General features: G+C 71.4%; 20 protein-coding genes. 8 read left to right on the top strand and 12 right to left on the bottom strand.

Annotated elements, in window-relative coordinates; translation table 11 throughout:
* Nucleotides 1-11: 11 nt before the first annotated feature.
* The 6 genes from gap to uvrC all read right to left on the bottom strand — a co-directional run bounded on the left by gap (nt 12) and on the right by uvrC (nt 9,502).
* Nucleotides 12-1,019, bottom strand: coding sequence for a type I glyceraldehyde-3-phosphate dehydrogenase (gene gap, locus ACSU6L_RS28560; protein WP_437061347.1), 1,008 nt, complete (start codon nt 1,017-1,019; stop codon nt 12-14).
* A gap of 206 nt (nt 1,020-1,225) precedes the next feature.
* Nucleotides 1,226-4,180: a M14 family zinc carboxypeptidase gene (locus tag ACSU6L_RS28555; RefSeq protein WP_437061345.1), complete on the bottom strand. Its 2,955-nt coding sequence runs from the start codon at nt 4,178-4,180 to the stop codon at nt 1,226-1,228.
* 156 nt (nt 4,181-4,336) lie between these two features.
* Nucleotides 4,337-5,326 carry a DNA-binding protein WhiA gene (gene whiA / locus ACSU6L_RS28550; protein WP_437061343.1) on the bottom strand — a complete coding sequence of 330 codons (990 nt, stop codon included), beginning with the start codon at nt 5,324-5,326 and terminating at the stop codon, nt 4,337-4,339.
* Nucleotides 5,317-6,384, bottom strand: a complete 1,068-nt coding sequence (locus tag ACSU6L_RS28545; RefSeq protein ID WP_437061341.1) for a gluconeogenesis factor YvcK family protein — start codon at nt 6,382-6,384, stop codon at nt 5,317-5,319. The genes whiA and ACSU6L_RS28545 overlap by 10 nt, the downstream gene beginning before the upstream one ends.
* Complete coding sequence (rapZ, locus tag ACSU6L_RS28540) at nt 6,381-7,424, bottom strand: RNase adapter RapZ (protein WP_437061339.1); 1,044 nt, start codon at nt 7,422-7,424, stop codon at nt 6,381-6,383. The genes ACSU6L_RS28545 and rapZ overlap by 4 nt, the downstream gene beginning before the upstream one ends.
* The gene (gene uvrC / locus ACSU6L_RS28535) at nt 7,421-9,502 is read right to left on the bottom strand and encodes an excinuclease ABC subunit UvrC (protein WP_437061337.1); all 2,082 of its coding nucleotides are present in this window, start codon (nt 9,500-9,502) and stop codon (nt 7,421-7,423) included. The genes rapZ and uvrC overlap by 4 nt, the downstream gene beginning before the upstream one ends.
* 304 nt (nt 9,503-9,806) lie before the next feature.
* On the opposite strand from uvrC, the gene ACSU6L_RS28530 reads away from it, so the two are divergent.
* Complete coding sequence (locus tag ACSU6L_RS28530) at nt 9,807-10,778, top strand: hypothetical protein (protein ID WP_437061335.1); 972 nt, start codon at nt 9,807-9,809, stop codon at nt 10,776-10,778.
* 46 nt (nt 10,779-10,824) lie between these two features.
* Here the strand turns inward: ACSU6L_RS28530 and ACSU6L_RS28525 are convergent, their stop codons facing one another.
* A complete protein-coding gene (locus ACSU6L_RS28525) occupies nt 10,825-11,250 on the bottom strand; it encodes a Rieske 2Fe-2S domain-containing protein (RefSeq protein ID WP_437065100.1) in 426 nt (141 codons plus the stop codon).
* A gap of 313 nt (nt 11,251-11,563) precedes the next feature.
* Here ACSU6L_RS28525 and ACSU6L_RS28520 point away from each other — a divergent pair, with 313 nt between their 5' ends.
* Nucleotides 11,564-12,640: a LacI family DNA-binding transcriptional regulator gene (locus ACSU6L_RS28520; protein ID WP_437061333.1), complete on the top strand. Its 1,077-nt coding sequence runs from the start codon at nt 11,564-11,566 to the stop codon at nt 12,638-12,640.
* Entirely contained in the window at nt 12,637-13,545 is a 909-nt protein-coding gene (locus tag ACSU6L_RS28515; RefSeq protein WP_437061331.1) for a carbohydrate kinase family protein, read from the top strand. Before ACSU6L_RS28520 ends, ACSU6L_RS28515 begins: the two co-directional genes overlap by 4 nt.
* Nucleotides 13,546-14,203: 658 nt before the next feature.
* Here the strand turns inward: ACSU6L_RS28515 and ACSU6L_RS28510 are convergent.
* Nucleotides 14,204-15,070: a helix-turn-helix domain-containing protein gene (locus ACSU6L_RS28510; RefSeq protein WP_437061329.1), complete on the bottom strand. Its 867-nt coding sequence runs from the start codon at nt 15,068-15,070 to the stop codon at nt 14,204-14,206.
* A 100-nt stretch (nt 15,071-15,170) separates the two neighbouring features.
* Here ACSU6L_RS28510 and ACSU6L_RS28505 point away from each other — a divergent pair, with 100 nt between their 5' ends.
* Nucleotides 15,171-15,737 (top strand): YceI family protein, encoded by a 567-nt coding sequence (locus ACSU6L_RS28505; protein WP_437061327.1) that lies wholly within the window; start codon nt 15,171-15,173, stop codon nt 15,735-15,737.
* A gap of 78 nt (nt 15,738-15,815) precedes the next feature.
* Here ACSU6L_RS28505 and uvrA read toward each other — a convergent pair whose 3' ends face one another.
* Nucleotides 15,816-18,845, bottom strand: coding sequence for an excinuclease ABC subunit UvrA (gene uvrA, locus ACSU6L_RS28500; protein WP_437061325.1), 3,030 nt, complete (start codon nt 18,843-18,845; stop codon nt 15,816-15,818).
* Nucleotides 18,846-19,068: 223 nt separating this feature from the next.
* Between uvrA and ACSU6L_RS28495 the strand changes: the two genes are divergently transcribed.
* Nucleotides 19,069-19,755, top strand: coding sequence for a maleylpyruvate isomerase family mycothiol-dependent enzyme (locus ACSU6L_RS28495; RefSeq protein ID WP_437061323.1), 687 nt, complete (start codon nt 19,069-19,071; stop codon nt 19,753-19,755).
* A 21-nt stretch (nt 19,756-19,776) separates the two neighbouring features.
* Nucleotides 19,777-20,433, top strand: a complete 657-nt coding sequence (locus tag ACSU6L_RS28490) for an MBL fold metallo-hydrolase (RefSeq protein ID WP_365512251.1) — start codon at nt 19,777-19,779, stop codon at nt 20,431-20,433.
* Between the two features lie 224 nt (nt 20,434-20,657).
* On the opposite strand, the gene aroQ is transcribed toward ACSU6L_RS28490, so the two are convergent.
* The gene (gene aroQ, locus ACSU6L_RS28485; RefSeq protein ID WP_365512248.1) at nt 20,658-21,131 is read right to left on the bottom strand and encodes a type II 3-dehydroquinate dehydratase; all 474 of its coding nucleotides are present in this window, start codon (nt 21,129-21,131) and stop codon (nt 20,658-20,660) included.
* A 101-nt stretch (nt 21,132-21,232) separates the two neighbouring features.
* On the opposite strand from aroQ, the gene ACSU6L_RS28480 reads away from it, so the two are divergent.
* Both ACSU6L_RS28480 and ACSU6L_RS28475 read left to right on the top strand, forming a co-directional pair.
* Nucleotides 21,233-22,279 carry a S66 family peptidase gene (locus ACSU6L_RS28480; protein WP_437061320.1) on the top strand — a complete coding sequence of 349 codons (1,047 nt, stop codon included), beginning with the start codon at nt 21,233-21,235 and terminating at the stop codon, nt 22,277-22,279.
* Nucleotides 22,280-22,374: 95 nt separating this feature from the next.
* Nucleotides 22,375-23,646 (top strand): MFS transporter, encoded by a 1,272-nt coding sequence (locus ACSU6L_RS28475; RefSeq protein ID WP_437061318.1) that lies wholly within the window; start codon nt 22,375-22,377, stop codon nt 23,644-23,646.
* Here the strand turns inward: ACSU6L_RS28475 and ACSU6L_RS28470 are convergent.
* Together ACSU6L_RS28470 and ACSU6L_RS28465 are read right to left on the bottom strand one after the other, a co-directional pair.
* Nucleotides 23,636-24,736: a calcium:proton antiporter gene (locus ACSU6L_RS28470; protein WP_437061316.1), complete on the bottom strand. Its 1,101-nt coding sequence runs from the start codon at nt 24,734-24,736 to the stop codon at nt 23,636-23,638. The two genes, ACSU6L_RS28475 and ACSU6L_RS28470, sit on opposite strands and share 11 nt — an antisense overlap.
* A 287-nt stretch (nt 24,737-25,023) precedes the next feature.
* A complete protein-coding gene (locus ACSU6L_RS28465; protein ID WP_437061314.1) occupies nt 25,024-26,025 on the bottom strand; it encodes a TerC/Alx family metal homeostasis membrane protein in 1,002 nt (333 codons plus the stop codon).
* Between the last annotated feature and the right edge of the window lie 124 nt (nt 26,026-26,149).

The following is a 26,149-nucleotide window of genomic DNA, read 5'->3' as shown; positions in this document are numbered from 1 at the left end:
GCTTCAGCCGATCAGAGCTGGTTGCCCACGAAGACCGTGAGGTCGACGAGGCGGTTGGAGTAGCCCCACTCGTTGTCGTACCAGCCGATGACCTTCACGTTCTTGCCCTCCTGGACCATGGTCAGGGAGGAGTCGAAGGTGCAGGACGCCGGGGCGTTGACGATGTCGGAGGAGACGATCTGGTCCTCGGTGTAGTCGAGGAGACCCTTCAGCTCGCCCTCGGCGGCCTTCTGGAAGGCGGCGTTGACCTCTTCCTTGGTGACCTCGCGGGACAGCTCGACGACCAGGTCGGTGACCGAGCCGGTCGGGACCGGGACGCGCATGGCGATGCCGTCCAGCTTGCCCTTGAGCTGCGGCAGCACCAGGGAGGTGGCCTTCGCGGCACCCGTGGTGGTCGGGATGATGTTCTCGGCGGCGGCACGGGCGCGGCGCAGGTCCTTGTGCGGGAAGTCCAGGATGCGCTGGTCGTTCGTGTACGCGTGCACCGTGGTCATCAGACCCTTGACGATCCCGAAGTTCTCGTCGAGGACCTTCGCCATCGGGGCCACACAGTTGGTGGTGCAGGAGGCGTTGGAGATGACGTGGTGGTTCGCCGGGTCGTACTTGTCGTGGTTGACACCCATGACGATGGTGATGTCCTCGTCCTTGGCCGGAGCCGAGATGAGGACCTTCTTCGCACCGCCCGCGATGTGCTTCGCGGCGTCTTCCTTCTTGGTGAAGATGCCGGTGGACTCGATGACGATGTCGACACCCAGCTCGCCCCACGGGATGTCGGCGGGGTTGCGCTCGGAGAGCACCTTGATGGTGTGGCCGTCGACGGTGATCGTGTCGGCGGTGTGCGTGACCTCCTGCTTGAGGCGGCCCAGGATGGTGTCGTACTTCAGCAGGTGAGCGGTGGTCGCGGTGTCACCCAGGTCGTTGACAGCCACGATCTCGATGTCTGCACCCTGCTCCAGCAGCGCGCGGAAGTAGTTACGACCGATGCGGCCGAAGCCGTTGATGCCTACGCGGATCGTCACGAACCGATCTCCTCGTTGGTACGCCGGCTCCGTTGTCGCCGGCGAGCTCTATTTGGGATGTCCCCGACCGCCTACGACCCTACCTCTCCGAAGCCTCCGAAGTGACATCGAGACGGCCCCTACAAGGCACGGCGGTCCGTACCCGCCAGTAGGGGTACGGACCGTCTCAAGTGTGGCGGGTGGCGCTCAGGTGCGCCCTGTTGTTTTCAGTCGTCGAGCACGGCGAGCGCCCGGCCGATCAGGGCTGTGCGGTCGGCCGCCGCGGCGACGTGCTCCAGGCCGAAACCCAGCAGCACGGTGTCGTCCGTGGTGACCGCGCCGTACGTCTTGAACAGTTCCCCGGAAAGGCCCCAGTCCTCCACCACGGCGGGACTTCCGGCGGGCGGGCCGGAGGTGGTCCAGACGCCGAGCGACGTCTCGAAGCCCTCCGTCTGTCCCGCCGTGCCGCCGATGACGACGGAGGCGTTGTCGGCGAGCACGCCGTGGCCGCCGGAGCCGGGGTCGGTGATGTAGCTGAGCGACAGCTCCACCTTCTTCCCCGCGTACGCGGAGAGGTCGAAGGAGACGTCCTGCCAGCCCGCGGAGACGCCGGTGAAGCTGTTCCAGGCGCCGCTGGTCCCGGCGGGCGCGCACCCGTCGTCGCCGAGCGTCAGATACCGCTTCAGCGCGGGGTGCGCCTGGAGGAAGAACCCGGCCTCGCACTCGGCGGGCACGGCGGTGCTCGTGGCGCCGTTCCGCTCCGGGAGGGTGGTCCAGTCGTCGCCCCCGGCCGTACGGGCCTCCAGCACCGCGTGGTCGTAGCCCTCCTCGGTGTCCCACAGCAGGCGGGTGCGCAGGGCGGGCTGGTCGGAGGCGGTCACGCCGGTGAGGTCGACGGTGCGGGTGAGGCGGTTCCAGGCGTAGTCGGAGTGCGTGACGGCCGCCATGGAGGTGCCCTCGTACGGCCCGTAGGGGTTGACCGTGCCCGGGTACTGGCCCGCTCCCGCGCTCGTGAACTGCGGGAAGTCCGCCGCGGGCAGCGTGTCGGAGGTTACGCCGAAGGACCCGGCCGTGTTCAGCGGGTTGCCGGGCGCGTCGCCGAGCGGTGCCTTGACGCCCGCGAGGGCGCCGGTGCCGTCGAAGCCGGTGACCTTGGGGAGGGTCGTACGGGTGTAGGCGCCCAGGTAGTACTGGCTGAAGTCGTTCGACAGGGTGCCGCCGCCGAGGTCGACGGAGCCGCCGGCCGTCTCGCCCGCCTCGATCAGCTCGCCGCCCTCGTTGAGGTAGGCGCGCAGTTCGAGCTGGGTGGCGTTGCCGGGCCGCAGGGCGCCAGTGTAGTGGACGACCGTTCCGAAGTGGCCGAGGACGCCGAGCGCGTCGGGCGCGCCCTGGGTGGCGACGTCCCAGACGACGGCCTTCTCACCGTTGGCCCTCAGCGCGTCGACGTAGGTCTGGGCCTGCGTCGCGGCCTGCCCCTCCTCGGCGACGACGAGGACGTCCGCGCGGGGGCGTTCGGCGACGGTGTAGGTGAAGTGCTCGCTCTCGGTCCGCTTCCCGGAGCGGGTCTCGCCGGTGAACCAGACCTCGACCTTGTCGCCGCGATCGCCGTCGGCTACCTTCGCGCGGTACTCGTCGAAGTACAGGTTGTCCTCACCGCCGTAGGTCTCGCCGCCCTTCCAGGGCCGCAGCCGCATGTCGTGGACGCGGCCGCCGTTGACGCGGTACTTCAGCTCCTTGTCCCGCACCGACTTGCGGACGACGACCGAGACCTCCTGGTCGGCGCCGCGCGAGTACGAGGTGGTGAAGGGCGCCGGGGTGAAGTCGGGGGCGGGGGTGCCGACCGAGGACCTGGGCTGGTCGGGGCGGGCGGCGGACTCGGCGACGGAGAGCGCGAACGGGATGTTCTTCTCGAACTCCTGCTGGATCAGCTTCTCGTCGTCCGGGAAGGTGAAGACGGAGGCGCAGTCCGAGGCGTTCCAGGCGTCGTCCGGGTAGGCGTTCGACACGGTCTGGCAGGTCGACATCTCCGGCGTGAACATCGCGGTGCCGTTGACGTTGGCCGCGTGGCCGTCCGCCTCGCCGTTGGTGGTGTACAGCTCGGAGGAGACCTGCGGGTGGTAGCCGGGGATCGCCGAATTCCCGGGGGTGCCGGCGAGCGCCTTGTAGAGCACGTCGTCCGGGGTGTCGGTGGCGACCTGCCAGCCGACGCCGTAGAGGAGCAGTTCGGCCGCCGAGTGGTAGTTGATGCCGTACTCGAAGCCGACGCGCTTCTGGAAGGCGTCGACGGCCCGGGTCTCGGGCTCGGAGTTGGGGCCGCCGCCGCGGTAGGTCTGGCTGGTGGGGTACGGGGACGAACCCTCGTCGTCGTAGCCCCACTTGTAGGCGAAGTTGCGGTTGAGGTCGACGCCGTCGCCGATGGTGATGGCGCCGTCGCCGTTGACGTCGCGCATGTTCTTGCGCCACTGGCGGTCGCCGTCGGCGGCGTGTGTGTAGTCGTAGCCGTCGGGGTTGGCGGAGATGACGAACCACAGTTCGGTGGTGTCGACGATCTTCTTGACGCGTTTGTCGGTGCGGTAGTTGTCCAGGTAGTGGTGCATCAGCCGGCGGGTCATCTCCGGGGTGATCCACTCACGGGCGTGCTGGTTGGACATGTACAGCACGGCCGGCTTGGCGCCGTCCTCGCTCTTCCTGGCGTTCTTGGTGAGTTTCAGGGCGAGGATGTCCTGGCCCTTGACGGTCTTGCCGATGGAGACCACTTTGGTCAGGTCCGGGTGCTCCTGCCCCGTCCGGAGGATCTCCTCCTTGAGGTTGCCCGGTCCGCTGTACGGGCGGTAGACGCCGTTCCCGGCGGCGGCCACGCGGGCGCGGGTCCTCGCGGAGAGCGTGTGCTCCTCCAGGTCGACGCCCTGCTTCTCCAACTGTGCGGCCTGCTTGTCGGTGAGGTACACCTCGACGGAGGCGGTGCCCTTGTCGGGAGCCTGCTCGCCGAGTTCATGGGCGTCCTGACCGGCCGCCAGCAGCAGCGGGATCTGCTGCTTGGTGACCTCGGCGCGGAACACCCTGACTTCCTCGGTGTCGGGTTCCGGGGAACTCGCGTTCTGCGCCTGGGCTACGGGTGCGATGCTCACTCCGCTGATCAGGAGCGTGCCGATAGCGAGGATCGATCTCGCTCTGCGTCTCATGAACCCCCCTGCTGGTGGTTCGCCACAGCGACGAATAGGTGCCAGGCTCATGACAGTTCATGATCGAGTCAAGGGTGCCCGAACGAAGGCAGGCGGACGCGAACACGCCGGTGCCGACGCCCGATCGGACGTCGGCACCGGCGTGTTGACGAGGTGTCAGCCCACGAGGTTGTCGGCCAGCTCCTCACTGAGGTTGGCCTCCGTGCCCGGGATGCCCAGGTCGGCGGCCCGCTTGTCGGCCATCGCCAGCAGCCGGCGGATCCGGCCGGCGACCGCGTCCTTGGTGAGCGGCGGGTCGGCGAGCGCGCCCAGCTCCTCCAGGGAGGCCTGCTTGTGCTCCATGCGCAGCCGGCCCGCGGCGGCCAGGTGCTCCGGGACGTCGTCGCCGAGGATCTCCAGGGCGCGCTGGACGCGGGCACCGGCGGCGACGGCGGCCCGCGCGGAGCGGCGCAGGTTGGCGTCGTCGAAGTTGGCCAGGCGGTTGGCGGTGGCGCGCACCTCGCGCCGCATCCGGCGCTCCTCCCAGGCCAGCACCGACTCGTGGGCGCCGAGGCGGGTGAGCAGGGCGCCGATCGCGTCACCGTCCCGGACCACCACGCGGTCCACGCCGCGCACCTCACGGGCCTTGGCGGCGATGGACAGCCGGCGGGCGGCGCCGACCAGGGCGAGCGCGGCCTCGGGGCCGGGGCAGGTCACCTCCAGGGAGGACGAGCGGCCCGGCTCGGTGAGCGAGCCGTGCGCCAGGAACGCGCCGCGCCAGGCCGCCTCGGCGTCACAGGTGGCGCCGGAGACGACCTGCGGGGGCAGCCCGCGGATCGGTCGGCCCCGGCCGTCCACCAGGCCCGTCTGCCGGGCCAGCTGGTCGCCGCCCGCGACGACCCGCACCACGTACCGCGAGCCGCGGCGCAGCCCGCCGGGCGCCATCACGATCAGCTCCGAGCTGTGCCCGAAGATCTCGAGGATGTCCCGCTTGAGCCGGCGGGCCGCCATCGCGGTGTCCAGCTCCGCCTCGATCACGATGCGCCCGCTGACCAGGTGGAGGCCGCCGGCGAACCGCAGAATGGCGGAGACCTCCGCCTTCCTGCAGCAGGTCCGGGTGACGGGGAGCCGGGAGATCTCGTCCTTCACCGCTGCCGTCATCGCCATGGGCCGATCCTTCCATGCATCCGAAAAATACGGTCGTACGCGGCGGCCAGCAGCTCGGGGTCGTGCCGCGGAGTTCCGTCCCTCCGGGCCACCGGCGCCAGCTCGACCGCGGCCCCGAAACGCTTTGCGGCGTCGGTCAGCGAGTCGCGGTCGGGCACGGCGGCCTCGTCGGCCAGCACCACGTCCAGGGCGAGTTTAGGGGCGTGTCGTCCCAAAACCTCCAAATGACGCTGCGGGGAGAAGCCGTCGGTTTCTCCGGGCTGCGGCGCGAGGTTGAGGGAGAGCACGCGGCGCGCCTTCGTCTCCGTGAGCGCGTCCAGCAGCTGCGGCACGAGCAGGTGCGGGATGACCGAGGAGAACCAGGAGCCGGGACCGAGCACCACCCAGTCCGCGTCCAGGACGGCCGCGACGGCCTCCGGGACGGCTGGCGGGTCGTTCGGGACGAGGTGCACCGACTGCACCTCGCCCGGGGTGAGGGCGACGGTGGCCTGGCCGCGGACGGTCCCGACCTCGTCGGGCCGCTCCGGGTCGTGGCCCTTGACCAGGGCCTGCAGCTCCAGCGGCACGGCGGACATGGGCAGCACCCGGCCGTGCGCGCCGAGCAGCTTGCCGACCAGGTCCAGGGCCTGGACGTGGTCGCCCAGCTGCTCCCACAGGGCGACGATCAGCAGATTGCCGACCGCGTGGTCGTGCAGTTCGCCGTGCGACTGGAAGCGGTGCTGGATGACGCGGGCCCAGGTCTGGCCCCAGTCGTCGTCGCCGCACAGCGCGGCCAGCGCCTTGCGCAGGTCGCCTGGGGGCAGTACGCCCAGCTCGTCGCGCAGCCGCCCGCTGGAGCCGCCGTCGTCGGCCACGGTGACGACGGCGGTGAGGTCGCCGGTGATCCGGCGCAGCGCGGCGAGCGAGGCGGACAGGCCCATGCCGCCGCCGAGGGCCACCACCTTGGGCTGGGCGCCCCGCCGGCGCGCCCTGCCGCCACGGGGTTCGGCGGACCGGCCGCCGCGCCCCTCGGGGATGGCCCGGCGCAGCCTGCTCAGCCGCGGAGTACGTCCGGTCATTCGCGTCCCATGTCCCGGTGCACGACCACCGTCTCCACGCCCTCGGCCGCGAGGCGTGCGGCCAGCTTCTCCGACATGGCGACCGAGCGGTGCTTGCCGCCGGTGCAGCCGACCGCGATGGTCACATAGCGCTTGCCCTCGCGCCGGTAGCCGGTGGCGATCAGCTGGAGCAGTTCGGCGTACCGGTCCAGGAACTCCTTGGCGCCGGGCTGGTTGAAGACGTACGCCGCGACCTCGTCGTTGAGGCCGGTGAACGGGCGCAGCTCGGGCACCCAGTGCGGGTTGGGCAGGAACCGGCAGTCGACGACCAGGTCGGCGTCGACGGGCAGGCCGTACTTGTACCCGAAGGACATCACGGTGGCCCGCAGCTCGGGCTCCTCCTCGCCGGCGAACTGGGCGTCCATCTTGGCGCGCAGCTCGTGCACGTTGAGGCTGGAGGTGTCGATCACCAGGTCGGCGTCGCCGCGCAGCTCGCGCAGCAGTTCGCGCTCGGCGACGATGCCGTCCACGATGCGGCCGTCGCCCTGGAGCGGGTGCGGGCGGCGCACCGACTCGAAGCGGCGCACCAGGGCGTCGTCGGAGGACTCCAGGAAGACGATCCGCCGGGTCACGCCCCGGGTGTCGAGGTCGGCCAGGGACTCGCGCAGATTGTCGAAGAAGCGACGGCCGCGCACGTCGACGACGACCGCGATCCGCGCCACGTTCCCCTGGGAGCGGGCGCCCAGCTCCACCATGGTGGGGATGAGGGCGGGCGGGAGGTTGTCGACCACGAACCAGCCGAGGTCCTCCAGACACTTCGCGGCCGTGGAGCGGCCGGCGCCGGACATGCCGGAGATGATCACCAGCTCGGGGATCGCCGCCTCGGGCACCCCGGGGGCCTCGGCGCCCGTGTTCGTCTGTGCTCCGTTGCCCTGGGCCTCCTTGCGGTTCTGGTCCTCGCCGGTCTCCTTGTGTGGTTCCTGGATGTGGGCCACCTCGGCGTCCGCGTTCCCGGCCGCGCGGTCCGGCCCCGTCGTGGGACGGTTCTCGTGTTCGGTCATGTCTCCTGCCCCCGTCGCTCGTCCGGGGCGCCCGTGGGCACGGGCTCCCCTTGGGCATCCGCCGTCGTCTCGGGTGCCCCGTATTCCACGTCATCCATGATCTCTCCAGTCGCCGTGTTCACGGCAGGCGCGGCCGGAGCCGCCTGGGCGAGGACCACGGCGATGGTTTCGGCCGTCTTGCGGCCTATGCCGGGCACCTCACAGATCTGGTCGATTGTCGCGGATCGCAGCTTCTTCACCGAACCGAAGTGCTTGATGAGGGCCTGTTTGCGTGTCGCGCCGAGGCCGGGCACGTCGTCCAGCGGGCTGGTCCGGATGCGCTTGGCGCGCTTGCTGCGCTGGTAGGTGATCGCGAACCGGTGGGCCTCGTCCCGGACGCGTTGCAGCAGGTAGAGACCCTCGCTGGTGCGGGGCAGGATCACCGGGTCGTCCTCGCCGGGCAGCCAGACCTCCTCCAGGCGCTTGGCGAGACCGCACACCGCTATGTCGTCGATGCCCAGCTCGTCCAGCGCCCGCTGGGCGGCCGCGACCTGGGGCCGGCCGCCGTCGACCACGACGAGCTGCGGCGGGTAGGCGAACCGCTTGGGGCGGCCGTCGTCCTCGGTGAGGCCGCCGGCCGGAGCCTCGTCGGCGCCGTCCGTCAGAGCGGGCTCGCCGTCGGCCCACTCCCCCGTCCTCTCCTTCTCGGCCAGGTAGCGCCGGAAGCGGCGGGTGATCACCTCGTGCATCGAGCGGACGTCGTCCTGTCCCTCGAAGCCCTTGATCTGGAAGCGGCGGTACTCGCCCTTGCGCTGGAGACCGTCCTCGAAGACGACCATGGACGCCACCACGTCCTCGCCCTGGAGATGGGAGATGTCGTAGCACTCGATCCGCAGCGGGGCGCTGTCCAGGCCGAGGGCGTCGGCGATCTCCTCCAGGGCGCGCGAACGGGTCGTCAGGTCGGAGGCGCGCTTGGTCTTGTGCAGGACGAGCGCCTGCTGGGCGTTGCGCTGCACGGTCTCCATGAGGGCCTTCTTGTCGCCGCGCTGCGGGATGCGCAGCGAGACGCCGGAGCCGCGCCGCTCGGTGAGCCACTGCTGCACGGGGCCGACCGGGTCGGGCAGCGCCGGGACCAGGACCTCCTTGGGGACGGCGTCGCCGGTCTCCTCGCCGTACAGCTGCTGGAGGGCGTGTTCGACCAGGGCGCCGGTGGTGATCTCCTCGACCTTGTCGGTGACCCAGCCGCGCTGGCCGCGCACCCGGCCGCCGCGGACGTGGAAGATCTGCACGGCGGCTTCCAGCTCGTCCTCGGCGACCGCGATCAGGTCGGCGTCGGTCGCGTCGGCGAGCACGACCGCGTTCTTCTCCATGGCCTTCCTCAAGGCCTCGATGTCGTCGCGCAGCCGGGCCGCCCGCTCGTACTCCATCTCCTCGGCGGCCTCCGTCATCTGCTTCTCCAGACGGCGGAGGTAGGTGCCCGTACGGCCGGTCATGAAGTCGCAGAACTCGTCCGCCAGCTCCCGGTGGTCGTCGGCGGTGATCCGGTCGACGCACGGGGCGGAGCACTTGCCGATGTAGCCGAGCAGGCAGGGGCGGCCGGTGCGGGCGGCGTTCTTGAAGACGCCGGCCGAGCAGGTGCGCACCGGGAAGACGCGCAGCAGCAGGTCGACCGTGTCGCGGATGGCCCACGCGTGCGCGTAGGGCCCGAAGTAGCGCACGCCCTTCTTCTTGTGGCCGCGCATCACCTGCACGCGCGGGAACCGCTCGTTCATCGTGACCGCGAGGTACGGGTAGCTCTTGTCGTCGCGGTACTTGACGTTGAACCGGGGGTCGTACTCCTTGATCCAGGAGTACTCCAGCTGCAGCGCCTCGACCTCCGTGGACACCACCGTCCACTCCACCGACGCGGCGGTGGTCACCATGGACCGTGTGCGCGGGTGGAGGTTCGCCAGGTCCTGGAAGTAGTTGGCCAGGCGCTGGCGCAGGCTCTTCGCCTTTCCGACGTAGATCACCCGGCGGTGCTCGTCGCGGAACCTGTACACCCCGGGAGAGTCCGGGATCTCACCCGGCCTGGGGCGGTAGCTGGAGGGGTCGGCCATGTCTCACACCCTACTGGCGAGGACCGACACTCCGGCGGGCCTGTGGACGACGCCGCGGCCGCCGTGCGGTGACGTGGCGGACACCGGCCACGCCGGCATGGTCGAACCTCGGCCAGGAGTGCGCCACGGTTGGGTTTCAGGTGTTGTCGGGGCCTGGTCCACACGCTTCAATGCGGGGGAACTCGGGGCCCCTGAAACATGGCGTACGGATGTGCAGAACGCCGGCGCCGACGGGGGTGGCCCCGCTCAGCACCCGCGCGAACGGTCTGACCAGCCGTTGTGACCCGCAGAGAAAGGCCCCTGCATGCCGCACGCCACACAGCACGCGGACACCGCCGACATAGCCGCCGACGCGGACCTCGCCGACGCCGACCTGGACACGGCCCTGCGGGGCGGCCCCTTCCACGTCGCGCTGCGCGCCGCGATCGCCGCCCGCGGACTGCCGCTCCAGCGCGTGCAGCACCATCTGTCGCGGTACGGCGTGAAGGTGGGCGTCACCAGCCTGAGCTACTGGCAGCAGGGCGCCCGCCGGCCGCAGCGGCCCGAGTCGCTGCGCGCCGTCCGCGCGCTGGAGGAGATACTCCACCTGCCCGACGAGTCGCTGATCCGGCTGCTCGCCGACAGCGGAGAGCGCTCCGCGCGGCGCCCGGCGGCCCGCTCGTACCGGTCCCTCCTTGAGGCCTCCGACGTGCTGGCCCGGCTCCTCGTCGAGCTGGGCGCCCAGCTCGACTGCGGACTGCACATGCTCGGCCACCACGAGCGGGTGCGGATCGGGACGCGCCGCGAGCTGGTGGCGCGCGAGTCGCACCACATCGTCCGCGCGTACCAGGACGGCGTCGACCGCTTCGTAGCCGTCCACCACGGCGACCCGGGGTGCGCGCCGGAGCGGATGACGGTGCACGCCCTGGACAACTGCCGCACCGGGCGCGTGCGCTGGCACCGGGAGACCGGGGTGCTCGTCGCGGAGCTGCTGTTCGACACCCGGCTGCGGGCCGGGGACACCTTCCTCTTCCGGTACGGCGTCGAGGACGGCACGGCGGGGACTTCTCGTGAGTACGTCCGCGGGTTCGGACCCGCGGGCGGGCAGTACGCGCTCCAGGTGCGGTTCGACGAGGGCGCCCTGCCGGTGCGCTGCCACCGCTTCACCCAGCACTCGGCGGCGGCCCCCCGCAGCGGCCGCCAGGAACTGGCCCTGACCGGCCTGCACCACTCGGTCCACCTCGTCGAGCCCCGGGTGCGGTCGGGGATCGTGGGGATCGGGTGGGAATGGGAGTGAGCGCCCGCCCCGGGAGGGCGTAGGGCGTCCTCCCACGCGCGTGCCGTCAGGCCCGGGGGCTCGCCACGATCCTGCCGTTCTCGCTGCTGACCTCGAGTTCCGTCAGCGGCACGGTGGCCGGGGGAGCAAGCACCTCACCGGTCATGGCGTCGAACTCGCTGCCGTGGCAGAAGCACATCAGCTTGGTGCCCTCCAGCTTGCTGATCGGGCACTGCGCGTGCGTGCAGATCGTGCTGTACGCCTTCAGGGCGCCCTTCTCGTCCCGGCTGACGACCACGTTGTGCTCGCGGTACAGCCGCGCGCCGCCCTTCGCGACCTCGCTCTCCGCGCCGAGTTCGACCGGCGCGGTCGGGGCGGCCGGCTTGGCGGAGCCTCCCCCCGAGGAGCAGGCGGCCAGGCCGAGCCCGGCCACGGGCGCGAGCGCGGCTCCGCGCAGGACGGTGCGGCGGCTCGCGGAGGGACGGGGGGACATGCGGTTCTCCGACATGCGGGCTCCACTGGTCGTGGCTGGTGGGCTGGCGTGGCTGGCGGGCTGGTCGTGGCTGGTGGGAGGGGTGCGGCGCGGGTGCGGGGCGTGGGCGCCGCGTCCGCGTGCCGACGATAACCGGGGTGGTTTCGGGGTGTTCGGGTGGGGTGTGCGTAAGGCCCGGTGGGCGCGTAAACGCTTGCGTAAGCGTTTACATCTGCGGCCGGATGAGATACCTTCCCGCGCAGAAGGCCGGGCCGCCGCCCGCAGCCGTTCGCGTTGCCGCTGCCGCTGCCGTCGTGAGGAAGGAGAAACCGGGATGCCGACCATGGCCGACGTCGCACGGAGCGCCGGGGTCTCCGTGGCGACCGTCTCCCACGTCCTGAACGGCACCCGGCCCGTGCTGCCCCACACCCGGCAGGCCGTCCTCGACGCGATCGACGAGCTGGGCTACACCCCGAACACCCTCGCCCGCTCCCTGGTGACCTCCCGGACCCGCTCCATCGGCCTGGCGGTGTCCGCGATCAGCAACCCGTACTTCACGGAGATCCTCCAGGGCGTCGAGGCGAGCGCCCTGGAGCACGGCTACAGCCTGCTCATCGCCGATCCGCACGACGACCCCGAGCACGAGCGCAAGGTCGTCCAGCTGCTGCACGAGCGCCGGGTGGACGGCATGATCGTCGCCCCGTCCGCCGATCCGCGGGAACTCGTCTCCTACCTGCGCCGCCACGACGTACCGGCCGTCTTCCTGGACCGCGTCGTCGACGACCGCGCGGAGGGCGCCCAGCGCTTCGACCAGGTCTGCGCCGAGAGCGCCGAGCCCATGACCCGGCTGGTCACCCATCTCGCCGGGCTCGGCCATCGCCGGATCGGCCTGGTCGCGGGCCGGCCCGGACTCAGCACCACCGGCGAGCGGATCACCGGCTACCGGCACGGCCTCGCGGCCGCCGGGCTGCCGTTCGAGGAGCGGCTGCTGGAGCACGGCGACTCGGAGCAGGCGGGCGGTGAGCGGGCCACCCAGACCCTGCTGTCGCTGGCCGCGCCGCCCACCGCGCTCGTCACCGCCAACAACGCCATGACCATCGGCGCACTGCGCGCGCTGCGCGACCGCGGCCTGACCGTGCCCGACGACCTCGCGCTGTGCTGCTTCGACGACTTCGCCTGGGCCGACCTGTTCTCGCCCCGGCTCACCGCGATCGCCCAGCCCAGCAAGGAGCTGGGCGCGGAGGCGGTACGGGTGCTCCTGGAGCGCCTGGCCGCGCCGGACCGGCCCGCCCGGACCGTGCGGCTGCCCTGTGTGTTCGTCCACCGCAGTTCCTGCGGCTGTCCCGACCGGCCCGCGCGGCCGGATACGTCCGAAGGGCTCCAGCGGCCCGAGAGAGGAGCCGACTCGTGATCGTCGTCGCCGGTGAGGCCCTGATCGACCTGGTACCGCACGGCCCGGGTGCCCTGGCGAGCCTGCGGCCGGCGCTCGGCGGCGGCCCGTACAACACGGCCGTCGCGCTCGGCCGCCTCGGCTCGCCCACCGCCTTCTGCTCCCGCGTCTCCTCGGACGCCTTCGGCGAGGCGCTGCTGGACGGTCTGCGGGCGGCCGGGGTGGACGTGTCGGGCGTGGAGCGCGGCGCCGAGCCGACGACGCTCGCCGTCGCCACGATCGACGAGCAGGGCTCGGCGGCCTACTCGTTCTACGTGGACGGCACCGCCGACCGGCTGTTCACCGCTCCGGCCGCGCTCCCGGCGGGGACCCGCGCGGTGTCGTTCGGCACGTGCTCGCTGGTGTTGGAGCCGGGCGCGAGCGCCTATGAGGAGCTGATGCGGACCGCGACCGGGCAGGGCGTGTTCACGGCACTCGATCCGAACATCCGGGCGGGTCTGATCCCGGACGCGGACGCCTATCGGGCGCGATTCCTGAAGTGGCTGCCGTCGGTGACGCTGCTGAAGCTGTCCGAGGAGGACGCGCGGTGGCTGGGCGGCACGCCGCACGAGTGGCTGGCGGCCGGGCCCTCGGCCGTCGTGATCACCCGGGGCGGCGACGGGCTGACCGTCTTCACACGGGACGGCGCGGAGTACTCGGTGCCGGGCGAGAAGGTCACGGTGGTGGACACCATCGGCGCCGGGGACACCGTCAACGCGGCCCTGCTGCACGGTCTGGCCGCCCGGAACGCCCTCACCGCCGAGGCGCTCGCCGACCTGGGCGCCGACGGCTGGACGCGACTCCTGCGGTTCGCGTCCCGCGCGGCGGCGATCACCTGCTCCCGGGCCGGCGCGGAGCCGCCGTACGCGCGGGAACTGGACGACTGACGCCGGGCCCCTCCGGGGAGGACAGTGGTCGGGGGGCCGGTGGAGCGGTCGGCGTCGCGCCGCGAACGGGCGTCGTTCGGCGGTCGGGACGCCGGTCGAACGGGCGACGTCCCGAGACCCTGCGGCGCCCGGAGGCCCCGTGGCGGTCGCGACGCCGGCGAAATGGTCGGCGTCGCGCCGGGCGAAGATGGCGTCCGGTGCCCGGAGACCCTACGGCAGTCAGAGGCCGACGGAACGGTCGGTCAGCGTGGCGCCGGGCGAGCAGACGGCGTCCGGCACCCAGAGACGCTGCGGCGGTCGAGCGGGCGGCGTCCCGAGACCCTGCGGCGCCTGGAGCCCCATGGCGGTCCGGACGCCGACGGAACGGTCAGCGTCGCACCGGGCGAACGGACAGCGTCCGGGCTCGGACACCCGGTGGCGGTCGGGACGCCAGCGAAACGGTCGGCGTCGCGCCGAACGAAGATGGCGTCCGGTCCCCGGAGACCCTGCGGCGGTCAGAGGCCGGCGGAACGGTCAGCATCCGGGCCCGGAGACCCGGTGCGGCCGGGACACCGGTCGTCCGGGCGGCGTCGCGGCGGTCGAACGGGCGGCGCCCAGAGACGCTGCGGCGCCCCGCGCCCGACACTCGGCGCTACAAAACCCGCACCCCGCGGGGCCCTCAGCCCGCTGCTCGGCTCACCGCGCGCAGGGCGCCCGGGCGGCGGCCGGTCAGGCGGTCCAGGGCGGCTGCCGTGGCCTCGTCGGCCGGGAGGTGGATGACGACTCGCTGGCCGTCCTCCGGCAGGGCGAGCGTCTCGTGCAGCAGCCGCAGCGGACCGACCTCGGGGTGTTCGACGTGCTGTGAGCCCACCCGCCGCGGGGCCGTCGCCAGATCGGCGAACCGGTCGGCGAACTCCGCTCCCGCCGTCACCGTCAGCTCCTCGGCCAGCTCGGCGGCGTACGGGTCCCGGAGGGGGACGTCGTGCCGGAGCTGGGCGACCAGGTTGTCCGCCTCGCGTTCCCAGTCGGGGTAGGCGTCGCGCGCCCGGGCGTCGGTGAACAGATGGCGGAGCAGGTTGGGCTGCTCGGCGTCGAGCACCCCGATCGGGCCGAACAGCCCCGCGTACCCGGTGGTGTGGGCGAGGACGTCGCCGATCCAGTTGAGGACCACGGCGGGGGCGGGCTCCAGGTGCTCCAGGACGGCGCGCACGGTGGGGCGCGGAGTGCGGCTGAGCGGCGGGGCCGCCCCGCAGACGAGCGGGTCGCCGCCGTCCGCCTCCTTGGTCAGGCGGCGCAGCACCACCCGGTCCTGCAGGGTCAGGTTCAGCGCGTCGGCGAGGGCGCCGAGGACCTGGGCGGACGGGTTGCGGTCCCGTCCCTGTTCCAGCCGCGTGAGGTATTCGACGCTGATCCCGGCCAGGGTGGCCAGCTCGGCGCGGCGCAGTCCGGGGGTGCGGCGGCGCAGGCCCGGGGGCAGTCCGACTTCCTCCGGAGTCACCGCCTCGCGCCAGGTCCGCAGGTACGTGCCCAACTCGTTGTCGCTCACCCTGCGAACGTACCAACGCCCGCGCGCCGAAGGGTGGCCCTGCGACTACCAGGCTCGGCCCGGTCTCCCTGCGGCGCTTTCCGGCCCCCAGGGTGGAGGCATGACGCGAAACGACTTCTCGAACACGCTGACCACCTCCGCCCTGCCCCTGTCCCCCGGCGACTGGGAGCTGGACCACCTGCACTCGGCCGTCAACTTCACCATCCGCCACCTGGGCATCGCCAAGGTGCGCGGCCGCTTCACCGAGGTGAAGGCCGCCCTCCACGTCGGCGAGGCGCTGGAGGACGTACGGGTGACGGCGGAGATCGCGCTCGCCTCGATCGACACCGGCAACCCTGACCGGGACGCGCATGTCCGCGCCTCCGACCTGCTCGATGTGGAGAAGCGCCCCACGATGGCCTTCCGCTCGACCCGGGTGTCGGGCGAGGGCGAGGACTGGACCATGGAGGGTGAGCTGACGATCGGCGACGTGACCCGTCCGGTGACGCTCGCCGTGGAGTTCGGCGGACTGGTCGACGTGCCGATGGACGGCAGCCGGCACGCCGGATTCGAGGCGACGGGCGAGATCCGCCGCACCGACTACGGCCTCGACTTCGCGCCCGGGCTGCTCGGTGACGTGGTGAAGATCCAGCTCGACATGCAGTTCGTGGAGCCGAAGGCCGCCTGAGGGGGCGAGACGCGCGGTGCCCCGGGGGAACGGTCCGAACGGTCCGTCCCCCGGGGCACCGCGCGTCGCCGCGCGAGATCAGGCCTTGCGGGCCCGCGTGGTCTTCTTCGCGGGCGCTGCTTTCTTCGTGGCCGCGGCAGCCTTCTTGGTCGCCGTGTTGTTGGCGCTCTTGGCGGTGACGGTCTTCTTCGCCGTGGACCTGGCGGCGACAGTCTTCCGGGCCGTGCTCCGCGCGGGGGTCCGGACCGGCTCGGCGTCGCTGATCCGGTCGGCGCCGAGGACCTCCCGCAGGAACTTGCCGGTGTGGCTGGCCGGGACCGCGGCGACCTCCTCGGGGGTGCCCTCGGCGACCACGACACCGCCGCCCGCGCCGCCCTCGGGACCCATGTCGACGATCCAGTCGGCGGTCTTGATCACGTCGAGGTTGTGCTCGATGACGATGACCGTGTTGCCCTTGTCGACCAGGCCGGACAGGACCTTCAGCAGCTTGCTGATGTCCTCGAAGTGCAGACCGGTGGTCGGCTCGTCCAGGACGTAGACCGTACGGCCGGTGGAGCGCTTCTGCAGCTCGCTGGCGAGCTTGACGCGCTGCGCCTCACCGCCGGACAGGGTGGTCGCGGACTGGCCGAGGCGGACGTAGCCGAGGCCGACGTCGTTCAGCGTCTTCAGGTGGCGGGAGATCGCCGGGACGGCCTCGAAGAAGTGCATCGCCTCCTCGATCGGCATGTTCAGGACCTCGGCGATGGACTTGCCCTTGTAGTGGACCTCCAGGGTCTCCCGGTTGTACCGGGCGCCGTGGCAGACCTCGCACGGGACGTAGACGTCCGGGAGGAAGTTCATCTCGATCTTGATGGTGCCGTCGCCCGCGCAGTTCTCGCAGCGGCCGCCCTTGACGTTGAAGGAGAAGCGGCCGGGCATGTAGCCGCGGACCTTCGCCTCGGTGGTCTCGGCGAACAGCTTGCGGATGTGGTCGAAGACGCCGGTGTAGGTCGCCGGGTTCGACCGCGGGGTGCGGCCGATGGGCGACTGGTCGACGTGCACCACCTTGTCGACGAGGTCGTCGCCGTCCACGCGCGTGTGCCGCCCGGGGACGGTCCGCGCGCCGTTCAGTTCGCGGGCCAGGTGGGTGTACAGGATGTCGTTGACCAGGGTCGACTTGCCGGAGCCGGAGACGCCGGTGACGGCCGTGAACACGCCGAGCGGGAACGAGACGTCGATGTCCCTGAGGTTGTTCTCGCGGGCGCCGTGCACGGTGAGCCGGCGGGACGGGTCGAGCGGGCGCCGGATGTCCGGCACCGGGATGGACTTCTTGCCCGCCAGGTACTGGCCGGTCTGCGACTCGGCGTTGGCGAGCAGTTCCTTCAGGGAGCCGCTGTGCACCACCTTGCCGCCGTGCTCACCGGCGCCGGGGCCGATGTCGACGATCCAGTCGGCGACCTTGATGGTGTCCTCGTCGTGCTCGACGACGATGAGCGTGTTGCCCATGTCGCGCAGCCTGACCAGGGTCTCGATCAGCCGGTGGTTGTCGCGCTGGTGCAGGCCGATGGACGGCTCGTCGAGGACGTAGAGGACGCCGACGAGACCGGAGCCGATCTGGGTGGCGAGCCGGATGCGCTGGGCCTCGCCGCCGGAGAGCGTGCCGGCCGCGCGGTTCAGCGAGAGGTAGTCCAGGCCGACGTCGACCAGGAACCGCAGCCGCTCGTTGACCTCCTTCAGCACCCGCTCGGCGATCTTCTTGTCGCGGGCGTTGAGCTTCAGCTCGCCCAGGAACTCCGCGCAGTCGCTGATGGACATCGCGGAGACCTCGGCGATCGACTTCTCCATGATCGTGACCGCGAGGACGATCGGCTTCAGGCGCGTGCCCTCACAGGTGGGGCAGGGCACCTCGCGCATGTAGCCCTCGAAGCGTTCGCGGCTCGCGTCGCTCTCGGCCTCGCTGTGCCGGCGCTTGACGAAGGGCACGGCGCCCTCGAACGGCGTGGTGTACACGCGCTCGCGGCCGTACCGGTTGCGGTAGCGGACCTCGATCTGCGTCTTGTGGCCGTACAGCAGGGCCTTCCTGGCGCGCTGCGGCAGGCCCGCGAACGGGATGTCGGTGCGGAAGCCCAGCGCGTCCGCGAGGGCGCCGATCAGACGGCCGAAGTAGTCCTTGGTGTGACCGTGCGACCAGGGGTGGATGGCGCCCTCGTCGAGGGACTTGTCCGGGTCCGGGACGATCAGCTCGGGGTCGACCTCCATGCGCGTGCCGATGCCGGTGCACTCGGGGCAGGCGCCGAAGGGCGAGTTGAAGGAGAAGGAGCGCGGCTCCAGCTCCTCGAAGGACAGGTCGTCGTACGGGCAGTACAGGTGCTCCGAGTACATCCGCTCGCGCTCGGGGTCGTCCTCGGGGAGGTCGACGAAGTCGAGCACGACCATGCCGCCGGACAGGCCGAGGGCGGTCTCCACGGAGTCGGTGAGGCGGCGCTTGGCAGAGTCCTTGACCGTGAGGCGGTCGACGACCACCTCGATGGTGTGCTTCTCCTGCTTCTTCAGGGTCGGCGGGTCGGAGAGCTGGATCGTCTCGCCGTCCACGCGCGCGCGGGAGTAGCCCTTGGTCTGGAGGTCGGCGAAGAGGTCGACGAACTCGCCCTTGCGCTCGCGCACCAGCGGTGAGAGCACCTGGAAGCGGCTCCCCTCCGGCAGCTCCAGGACCTTGTCCACGATGGCCTGCGGCGACTGGCGCGAGATCGGGCGGCCGCACTCGGGACAGTGCGGCTTGCCGATGCGGGCGAAGAGCAGCCGGAGGTAGTCGTAGACCTCGGTGATGGTGCCGACCGTCGAGCGCGGGTTGCGCGAGGTCGACTTCTGGTCGATGGAGACCGCCGGGGAGAGGCCCTCGATGAAGTCGACGTCCGGCTTGTCCATCTGGCCGAGGAACTGGCGGGCGTACGAGGAGAGCGACTCCACGTAGCGCCGCTGGCCCTCGGCGAAGATGGTGTCGAAGGCCAGGGAGGACTTGCCCGACCCGGACAGGCCCGTGAAGACGATGAGCGAGTCACGTGGCAGGTCGAGCGAGACGTTCTTCAGGTTGTGCTCACGCGCGCCACGGACGATGAGACGGTCGGCCACGCCGGTCCGCACCTTTCTTGAGAGAAGTGACAGGGGCGGGGCCCCCGTCTTCCTCAGACTAGGGGGAGCCACTGACAACGCCGGTCGGATTTCCCGGTCGCATAACAATCCCCGACCATCCAGCATGCCCGACGCCGCCTTCGACCATATAGCACGCGCATTCGATTTATGGCCCCGGTCCGCCTCCTTCACCCGAAGGAGTGGCGGGGCTAGGGTCAGGCCCATGATTGATCACGCTCGTGACCTGGTGTCTGTACGCGAGGCGACCGAGCGGCTGCTCACCGCAGCCGCCAAGTTGGACAACGCGACCGTGACGGAACCGTCACGGCTGCCCGGCTGGACCCGCGGCCACGTCCTCGCCCACCTGGCCCGCAACGCGGACGCCCTCGTGAACGTCCTGGAAGGCCGGCCCATGTACGTCTCCGGCGAGGCCCGGAACGACGACATCGAGCGGGACGCCCCCCGGGCCCTCGACGTCCAGCTCGCCGACGTCCGCGCGAGCGCCGAGCGCTTCCAGGAGACGGGGGCGGCGCCCGCCGACTGGTCGCGGACCGTGGAGCTGCGCAACGGCGTCACCGACTCGGCGTCCCGGGTGCCCTTCCGGCGGTGGGTCGAGGTCGAACTGCACCACGTGGACCTCGGCATCGGCTACGAGCTGGAGGACCTGCCGGCGGAGTTCACGGAGCGGGAGATCGACTTCCTCGCCGACCGCTTCACGGGCAGCCCCGAGGTGCCGCCGACCCGTCTGACGGACGGCACGCGCGCGTGGAGCACCGGCCGGGAGGCCGACGTCCCCGAGGTCACCGTGCGGGGCACCCGCGCGGAGCTGCTCGGCTGGCTCGCGGGCCGGCGCGACGGGTCGGGGCTGACCGTGGCGGGCGGGACGCTGCCGCCGCTGCCTCCGCTGTGACCGCGACCTAGACTGGCGGCCATGACGTACAGCGGACAGGTGACGGTCGGCGGCCCGGCGGACGTGCACGAGCTCAAGGACCTGATGATCACCAAGATCGCGGTCGGCCCGATGGACAACAACGCCTATCTGCTGCGCTGCCGGGCCACGGACGAGCAGTTGCTGATCGACGCGGCGAACGAGGCGCGGACGCTGCTCGGCATGATCGGTGACGACGGCATCGCCTCCGTCGTCACCACCCACCGCCACGGAGACCACTGGCAGGCGCTCGCCGAGGTCGTCGCGGCCACCGGCGCCCGTACGTACGCGGGCCGCGACGACGCCGAGGGCATCCCCGTGCCGACCGACGTGCTGGTCGACGACGGCGACGTCATCCGGGTGGGGCGCGTGGAGCTCACCGCGCGCCACCTCGTCGGCCACACGCCCGGGTCGATCGCCCTCGTCTACGACGACCCGCACGGGCACCCCCACGTCTTCACGGGCGACTGCCTCTTTCCCGGCGGTGTCGGCAACACCCACAAGAACCCCAAGGCGTTCGCCAGCCTGATCCACGACGTCGAGACCAAGATCTTCGACGTCCTCCCGGACGAGACGTGGGTCTACCCGGGACACGGCAACGACACCACGCTGGGCACGGAGCGCCCGCAGCTGCCGGAGTGGCGGGCGCGGGGGTGGTGAACCCCGGGTGACGTCGGGGCGCGCGGCATCGCACGCGCGCCCCGTGTGAACGGCGTGCACGCACCGAGGCCCCGCGCACGCTCCCCGCGAACCGCATCGCGCGGTCAACTGATGGCAGCCCCGCGCGGGATGACGTTCCCGATGACGTTTCCGCGTGGCACGGGCCGCCGGTCTTCGATCCCCGCCCTCGGCCGGCGGCCCAGGGCGGGACACGCCCCCAGGGGTTACGCCTCCGCCCGAGTCTCCCCGAGCAGCGCGGCGACGCGTTCCACGCCGAACACGTATCCCTGGATGCCGCAGCCGGCGATGATGCCGTCGGCGCGCAGGGAGACGTAGGAGATGTGCCGGAACGACTCCCGCTTGTGGATGTTGGAGATGTGGACCTCCACCACCGGCATGCCGTCACAGGTGTTCAGCGCGTCGAACAGCGCGACGGAAGTGTGCGTGTAGGCACCGGGGTTGATGACGATCGCGCAGTGGTTCTCCCGCGCCTCGTGGATCCAGTCGACCAACTGGCCCTCGTGGTTGGTCTGCCGCAGGTCGATGGTGCCGCCGTGCGCGGCCGCCGCCTTGGCGCACAGCGCCTCGACGTCGGCGAGGGTGTCGGAGCCGTAGATCTCCGGCTGGCGCTGCCCGAGGAGGTTCAGGTTGGGGCCGTTGAGAATCATGATCGGGGCGTTGGCCAGGGTGCGGGGCACTGTTCCTCCGGTCGTTCGAGGTGGGGCGGTCCGGCCGGGACCGCTGCTCGACCCGGTTTATCACGGTGCGTCGGCGGCTCGACCGGCCGTACCCTCCCGGCATGATCACACCGGAGTACCCTCCCAAGCCCTCCCCCGGCGACCGCATAGCCGTCATCTCCCCGGCCAGCGGCCTGCCCGGCCTCTTCCCGCGCCCCCACGAGCTCGGCCTGGAGCGGCTGCGCGGCGAGTTCGGCCTCGAACCGGTCGAGTACCCGGCGACCCGGAAGATGGGGGCGACACCGCGCGAGCGGGCCGACGACATCCACGCCGCCTTCGCCGACCCGGACATCAAGGCGGTGATCGCCTCGATCGGCGGCGACGACCAGATCACCGTGCTGCCGCTGCTGGACCGGGAGCTGATCCGGGCCAACCCGAAGCCGTTCGTCGGGATGAGCGACAACACCAACCTGCTGGTCTACCTGCGCAACACCGGCATCGTCGGATACCACGGCGCGAGCGTGATGGTGGAACTGGGCCGCCCCGGCGCCATGAACCCGCGGACGGCGGACTCGCTGCGGGCGGCGCTGTTCACCTCCGGCCCGTACGAGCTGCGTCCCGCCGAGCGGTGGAACGACGTGGACCGCGACTGGGCCGACCCCGCGACCTTCCAAGAGGAGCCGCCGAGCCGGCCCAACGACGGCTGGACCTGGGTGAACGCCGACCGCGTGGTGGAGGGCCGCAGCTGGGGCGGCAATCTGGAGATCCTCGGCTGGATGCTGATGGCCGACCGTGAGATCGCCCGCGACCCGGCGGAATACCAGGGCGACGTGCTGTTCCTGGAGACCTCGGAGGAACTGCCGAGCGCCGCGGAGGTCTACCGCACGCTGCGCAACATGGGCGAGCGCGGGCTGCTGCGGCAGTTCTCCGCGCTGCTGATGGCGCGCGCCAAGACCTGGTCCTTCGAGCGCCCCAACAGCCCCGATGAGGGCGCCCGTTACGCCGCCGACCAGCGCGAGGCCGTACTGCGCGCCATGCGCGTGTACGCCCCCGACACCCCGATCGTCTTCGACGTCGACTGCGGCCACACGGACCCGCAACTCGTGCTCCCGTACGGCGGCACGGTACGGGTCGACGGCCCGGCCCGGCGCATTACGATCACATACTGAAGCGGACCGGCCACCTCCACGCGCCCCCGTAACCCGCGATCACTGTGGGTAGTTGACGCGGCATGCACGACGTACGCACCGTAAAGGCACCGTCCATGCTGCGGCTCGCGAGCGCCGCCCTGGCCGGTACCGCCATCGAGTTCTACGACTTCTTCGTCTACGGGACCGCTGCCGCGCTGGTCCTCGGGCCGCTGTTCTTCCCGACCGTCTCCCCGCTGGCGGGCACGCTGGCCGCGTTCGCGACCTTCGGCGTGGGATTCGTGGCGCGGCCGCTGGGGTCGGTGCTGTTCGGGCACATCGGGGACCGGCGCGGACGCCGGCCGGTCCTGGTCGTCTCGCTGCTGCTGACGGGGGCCTCCACGGTCGCGGTCGGCTGTCTGCCGACGTACGGCTCGATCGGCATGGCCGCTCCCCTGCTGCTCGTCACCCTGCGCTTCCTCCAGGGGCTGGGGCTCGGCGGGGAGTGGGGCGGGGCGGTGCTGCTGACCGCCGAGCACGCGCCCGCCGAGCGGCGCGCGCTGTGGTCGAGTTTTCCGCAGGTCGGGCCCGCGGTGGGCTTCCTGCTCGCCAACGGCTCGATGCTGGTTCTGTCGGCCACCTTGTCGGAGGCGGAGTTCGCCGCGTGGGGCTGGCGGGTGCCGTTCTGGGCGGCGGGGGTGCTGGCCGCCGTGGGGCTGTGGCTGCGCTCGTCGCTCGCCGAGAGCCCCCGCTTCCTGGAGATCGAGGAGCCCGCGCGCGTGCCGCTCGCCGAGGTCGTGCGCGGCCACTGGCGACTGGTCCTGCTGACCGCCGGCGCCCTCGCCGTCGGCTACGCGGTCTTCTACGCCGTCACCACCTGGTCCCTCGCCTACGGCACGGAACGGCTGGAGGTGAGCCGCAGCGTGATGCTGACCTGCATCATGGCCGCGGTGGTGGTGAAGGGCGCGCTCACCCCGGTGGCGGCGGTGCTCGGCGACCGGTACGGCCGGCGGCCGATGTGCCTGGCCGGCTGCGCGGCCACCGCCCTGTGGATGTTCCCGATGGTGGCGCTGCTCTCGACCGGCGCGCCGCTGCTGATGTTCCTCGGGTTCCTCGGCGCGATGCTCGCGTTCATCACGATGTTCGCGGTGATCGCCGCCTATCTGCCCGAGCTGTACGAGCCGCGGGTGCGCTGCACGGGCGCGGCCGTCGGCTACAACCTCGGCGGGGTGCTGGGCGGCGCTCTCACCCCGATCGCGGCGACCGCTCTGGCCGAGCAGGGCGGCCGGGTGCCGTGGGGCGTGGGCGCCTATCTGACCGGGATCGCCCTGCTCAGCCTGGCGTGCTTCGCGCTGCTGCCGGAGACCCGTCCGGTGCCGGTCGCGGTGGCGAAGCCGGTCATGGATTGATCGCCAGCTCCAGGTAGGCCGCGAACAGCACCAGGTGCACACCGCCCTGGAGGGGGGTGGCACGGCCCGGTACGACCGTCAGCGACGCCACGACCACGGTCAGCGCGAGCAGCACCATGTGGGTGGCGCCCAGGCCGAGGACGAGTGGTCCGGAGAGCCAGACGGAGGCGAGGGCCACGGCGGGAATGGTCAGGCCGATGCTGGCCATCGCGGAGCCGAGCGCCAGGTTGAGGCTGGTCTGGACCCGGTCGCGGCGGGCGGAGCGCAGTGCGGCGATGGTCTCGGGGAGCAGCACGAGCAAGGCGATGATGACGCCGACCACGGCGTGCGGCAGCCCGGCGGCCGCCACGCCGGACTCGATGGTCGGCGACACGCCCTTGGCCAGCCCGACCACGCCGACCAGGGCGAGGCCGAGCAGCCCGAGACTGAGCCAGGCGGTGCGGGCGGACGGCGCGTCGGCATGGGCGTCCTCGCTCATCACCTCTCCCTGCCGGGTGATGGGCAGGAAGTAGTCGCGGTGTCTGACCGTCTGGGTCGCCACGAACAGGCCGTACAGGGCCAGCGACGAGATCGCGGCGAAGGTGAGCTGCACCCCGGAGAACTCGGGGCCCGGCTTGCTGGTGGTGAACGTCGGCAGTACCAGGCTGAGCGTGGCCAGGGTGGCGACCGTGGCGAGGGCGGCGCCGGTGCCCTCGGGGTTGAAGAGCGCCGTGCCGTGCCGCAGCGAGGCGACCAGGAGACAGAGGCCGACGATGCCGTTGCACGTGATCATCACGGCCGCGAAGACGGTGTCCCGCGCCAGGGTCGCGCTCTTGTCGCCGCCGTCGGCCATCAAGGTGACGATCAGAGCGACTTCGATGATCGTGACGGCGACGGCGAGGACGAGGGAACCGAAGGGCTCCCCGACCCGGTGGGCGACGACCTCGGCGTGGTGCACGGCGGAGAGCACCGAGCCGGCCAGCACCAGGGTCACGACCGCGACGACCGCGCCGGGAAGATCACGACCCCAGGTGAAGACCAGCAGGATCACGGCGAGCACCGGCACGAGGAACGTCCACTGGTGGGTGAGCGACCTGAGCCGAACGATCATGTGGCGATCGTCGCAGCCGGGCTGTGGCCTCGCATTCCGGTCCGCGGGCCGTTCGACGGTCCAGCTCCCGCTGGTCAGGTGTTCCTTCTGGCCGGCTCCTACATCTCCTCCTCGCGTTCGCGTCTCGTCGCCCGGTCACGTCTTCGCTCGTGTCGGTGGCCCTCCTCGGTGGTCGGTGTGTTGTCGCGTGCGTCGGTGCACGGTGCCGGAAACGCGGCACCGGGAGCGGCGGTCGGCGGTGCGCCGCTGCCGCTCCCGGTGCTGGGTGCGCTGTCAGTACGACGCGATCAGGCGTCGACGCTGTCCTTCGGGTTCTGCTCACCCTCCGTCCGCGCCGCCTCGGCCTCGGTCTGCTTCCTGGTGGCCATCAGGCTGGTGATCGTGGTGACGATCAGGACGGCGCAGATCACGCCGAGGGAGACCGGGATGCTGATCTCGGGGACGTGGACCCCGGACTCGTGCAGGGCGTGCAGCACCAGTTTGACGCCGATGAAGCCCAGGATGACGGACAGGCCGTACGACAGGTGGACCAGCTTCTTCAGCAGGCCGCCGATGAGGAAGTACAGCTGCCGCAGACCCATGAGGGCGAAGGCGTTGGCGGTGAAGACGATGTACGGGTCCTGCGTGAGGCCGAAGATCGCCGGGATGGAGTCGAGGGCGAACAGGACGTCGGTGGTGCCGATCGCTAGCATCACGACCAGCATCGGCGTCATGACGCGCTTGCCGTTCTGCTCGATCCACAGCTTGGTGCCGTGGTATCGGTCGGCCACGCCGAAGCGGCGCTCGGCGGCCTTGAGGAGCTTGTTCTCCTCCCACTCCTCGTCCTCCTCGTCGGCCCGGGCCTCCTGGATGAGCTTCCAGGCGGTCCAGATCAGGAAGGCGCCGAAGATGTAGAACACCCACGCGAAGCTGGCGAGGATGGCGGCGCCGGCGGCGATGAAGATCGCTCGCAGCACCAGGGCTATGAGGACGCCGATGAGCAGCACCCGCTGCTGGTACTGCGACGGAACCGCGAACTTCGCCATGATCAGGACGAAGACGAAGAGGTTGTCGACGCTCAGCGACTTCTCGGTGATGAAGCCCGCGAAGAACTCGCCGGCGGGCTGGCCGCCGCCGAAGAAGAGCAGGCCGAGCCCGAAGAGACCGGCGAGGACGATCCAGACGACGGTCCAGATCCCGGCTTCCTTGATGGATACGTCATGGGGCTTGCGGCCGATGAAGAAATCGACCGCGATCAGGGCGGCGAGGCCCACGACCGTCAGGACCCACAGGGTCACGGAAACTTCCACTGCGCCTCCGGCAGTACGTAGCGGCGAACAGAACAGTCAGCGTCGTCGCGCTGCCGGAGGTCTCTTCCACCCACGATGGGCCGACGCCCCGGGATCTGGCCAGATCCGTATTGACGGGTACGCC

The organism is Streptomyces sp. enrichment culture (assembly GCF_964272855.1).
Classification (GTDB): domain Bacteria; phylum Actinomycetota; class Actinomycetes; order Streptomycetales; family Streptomycetaceae; genus Streptomyces.
This window is presented reverse-complemented; position numbering and strand designations above follow the sequence as displayed.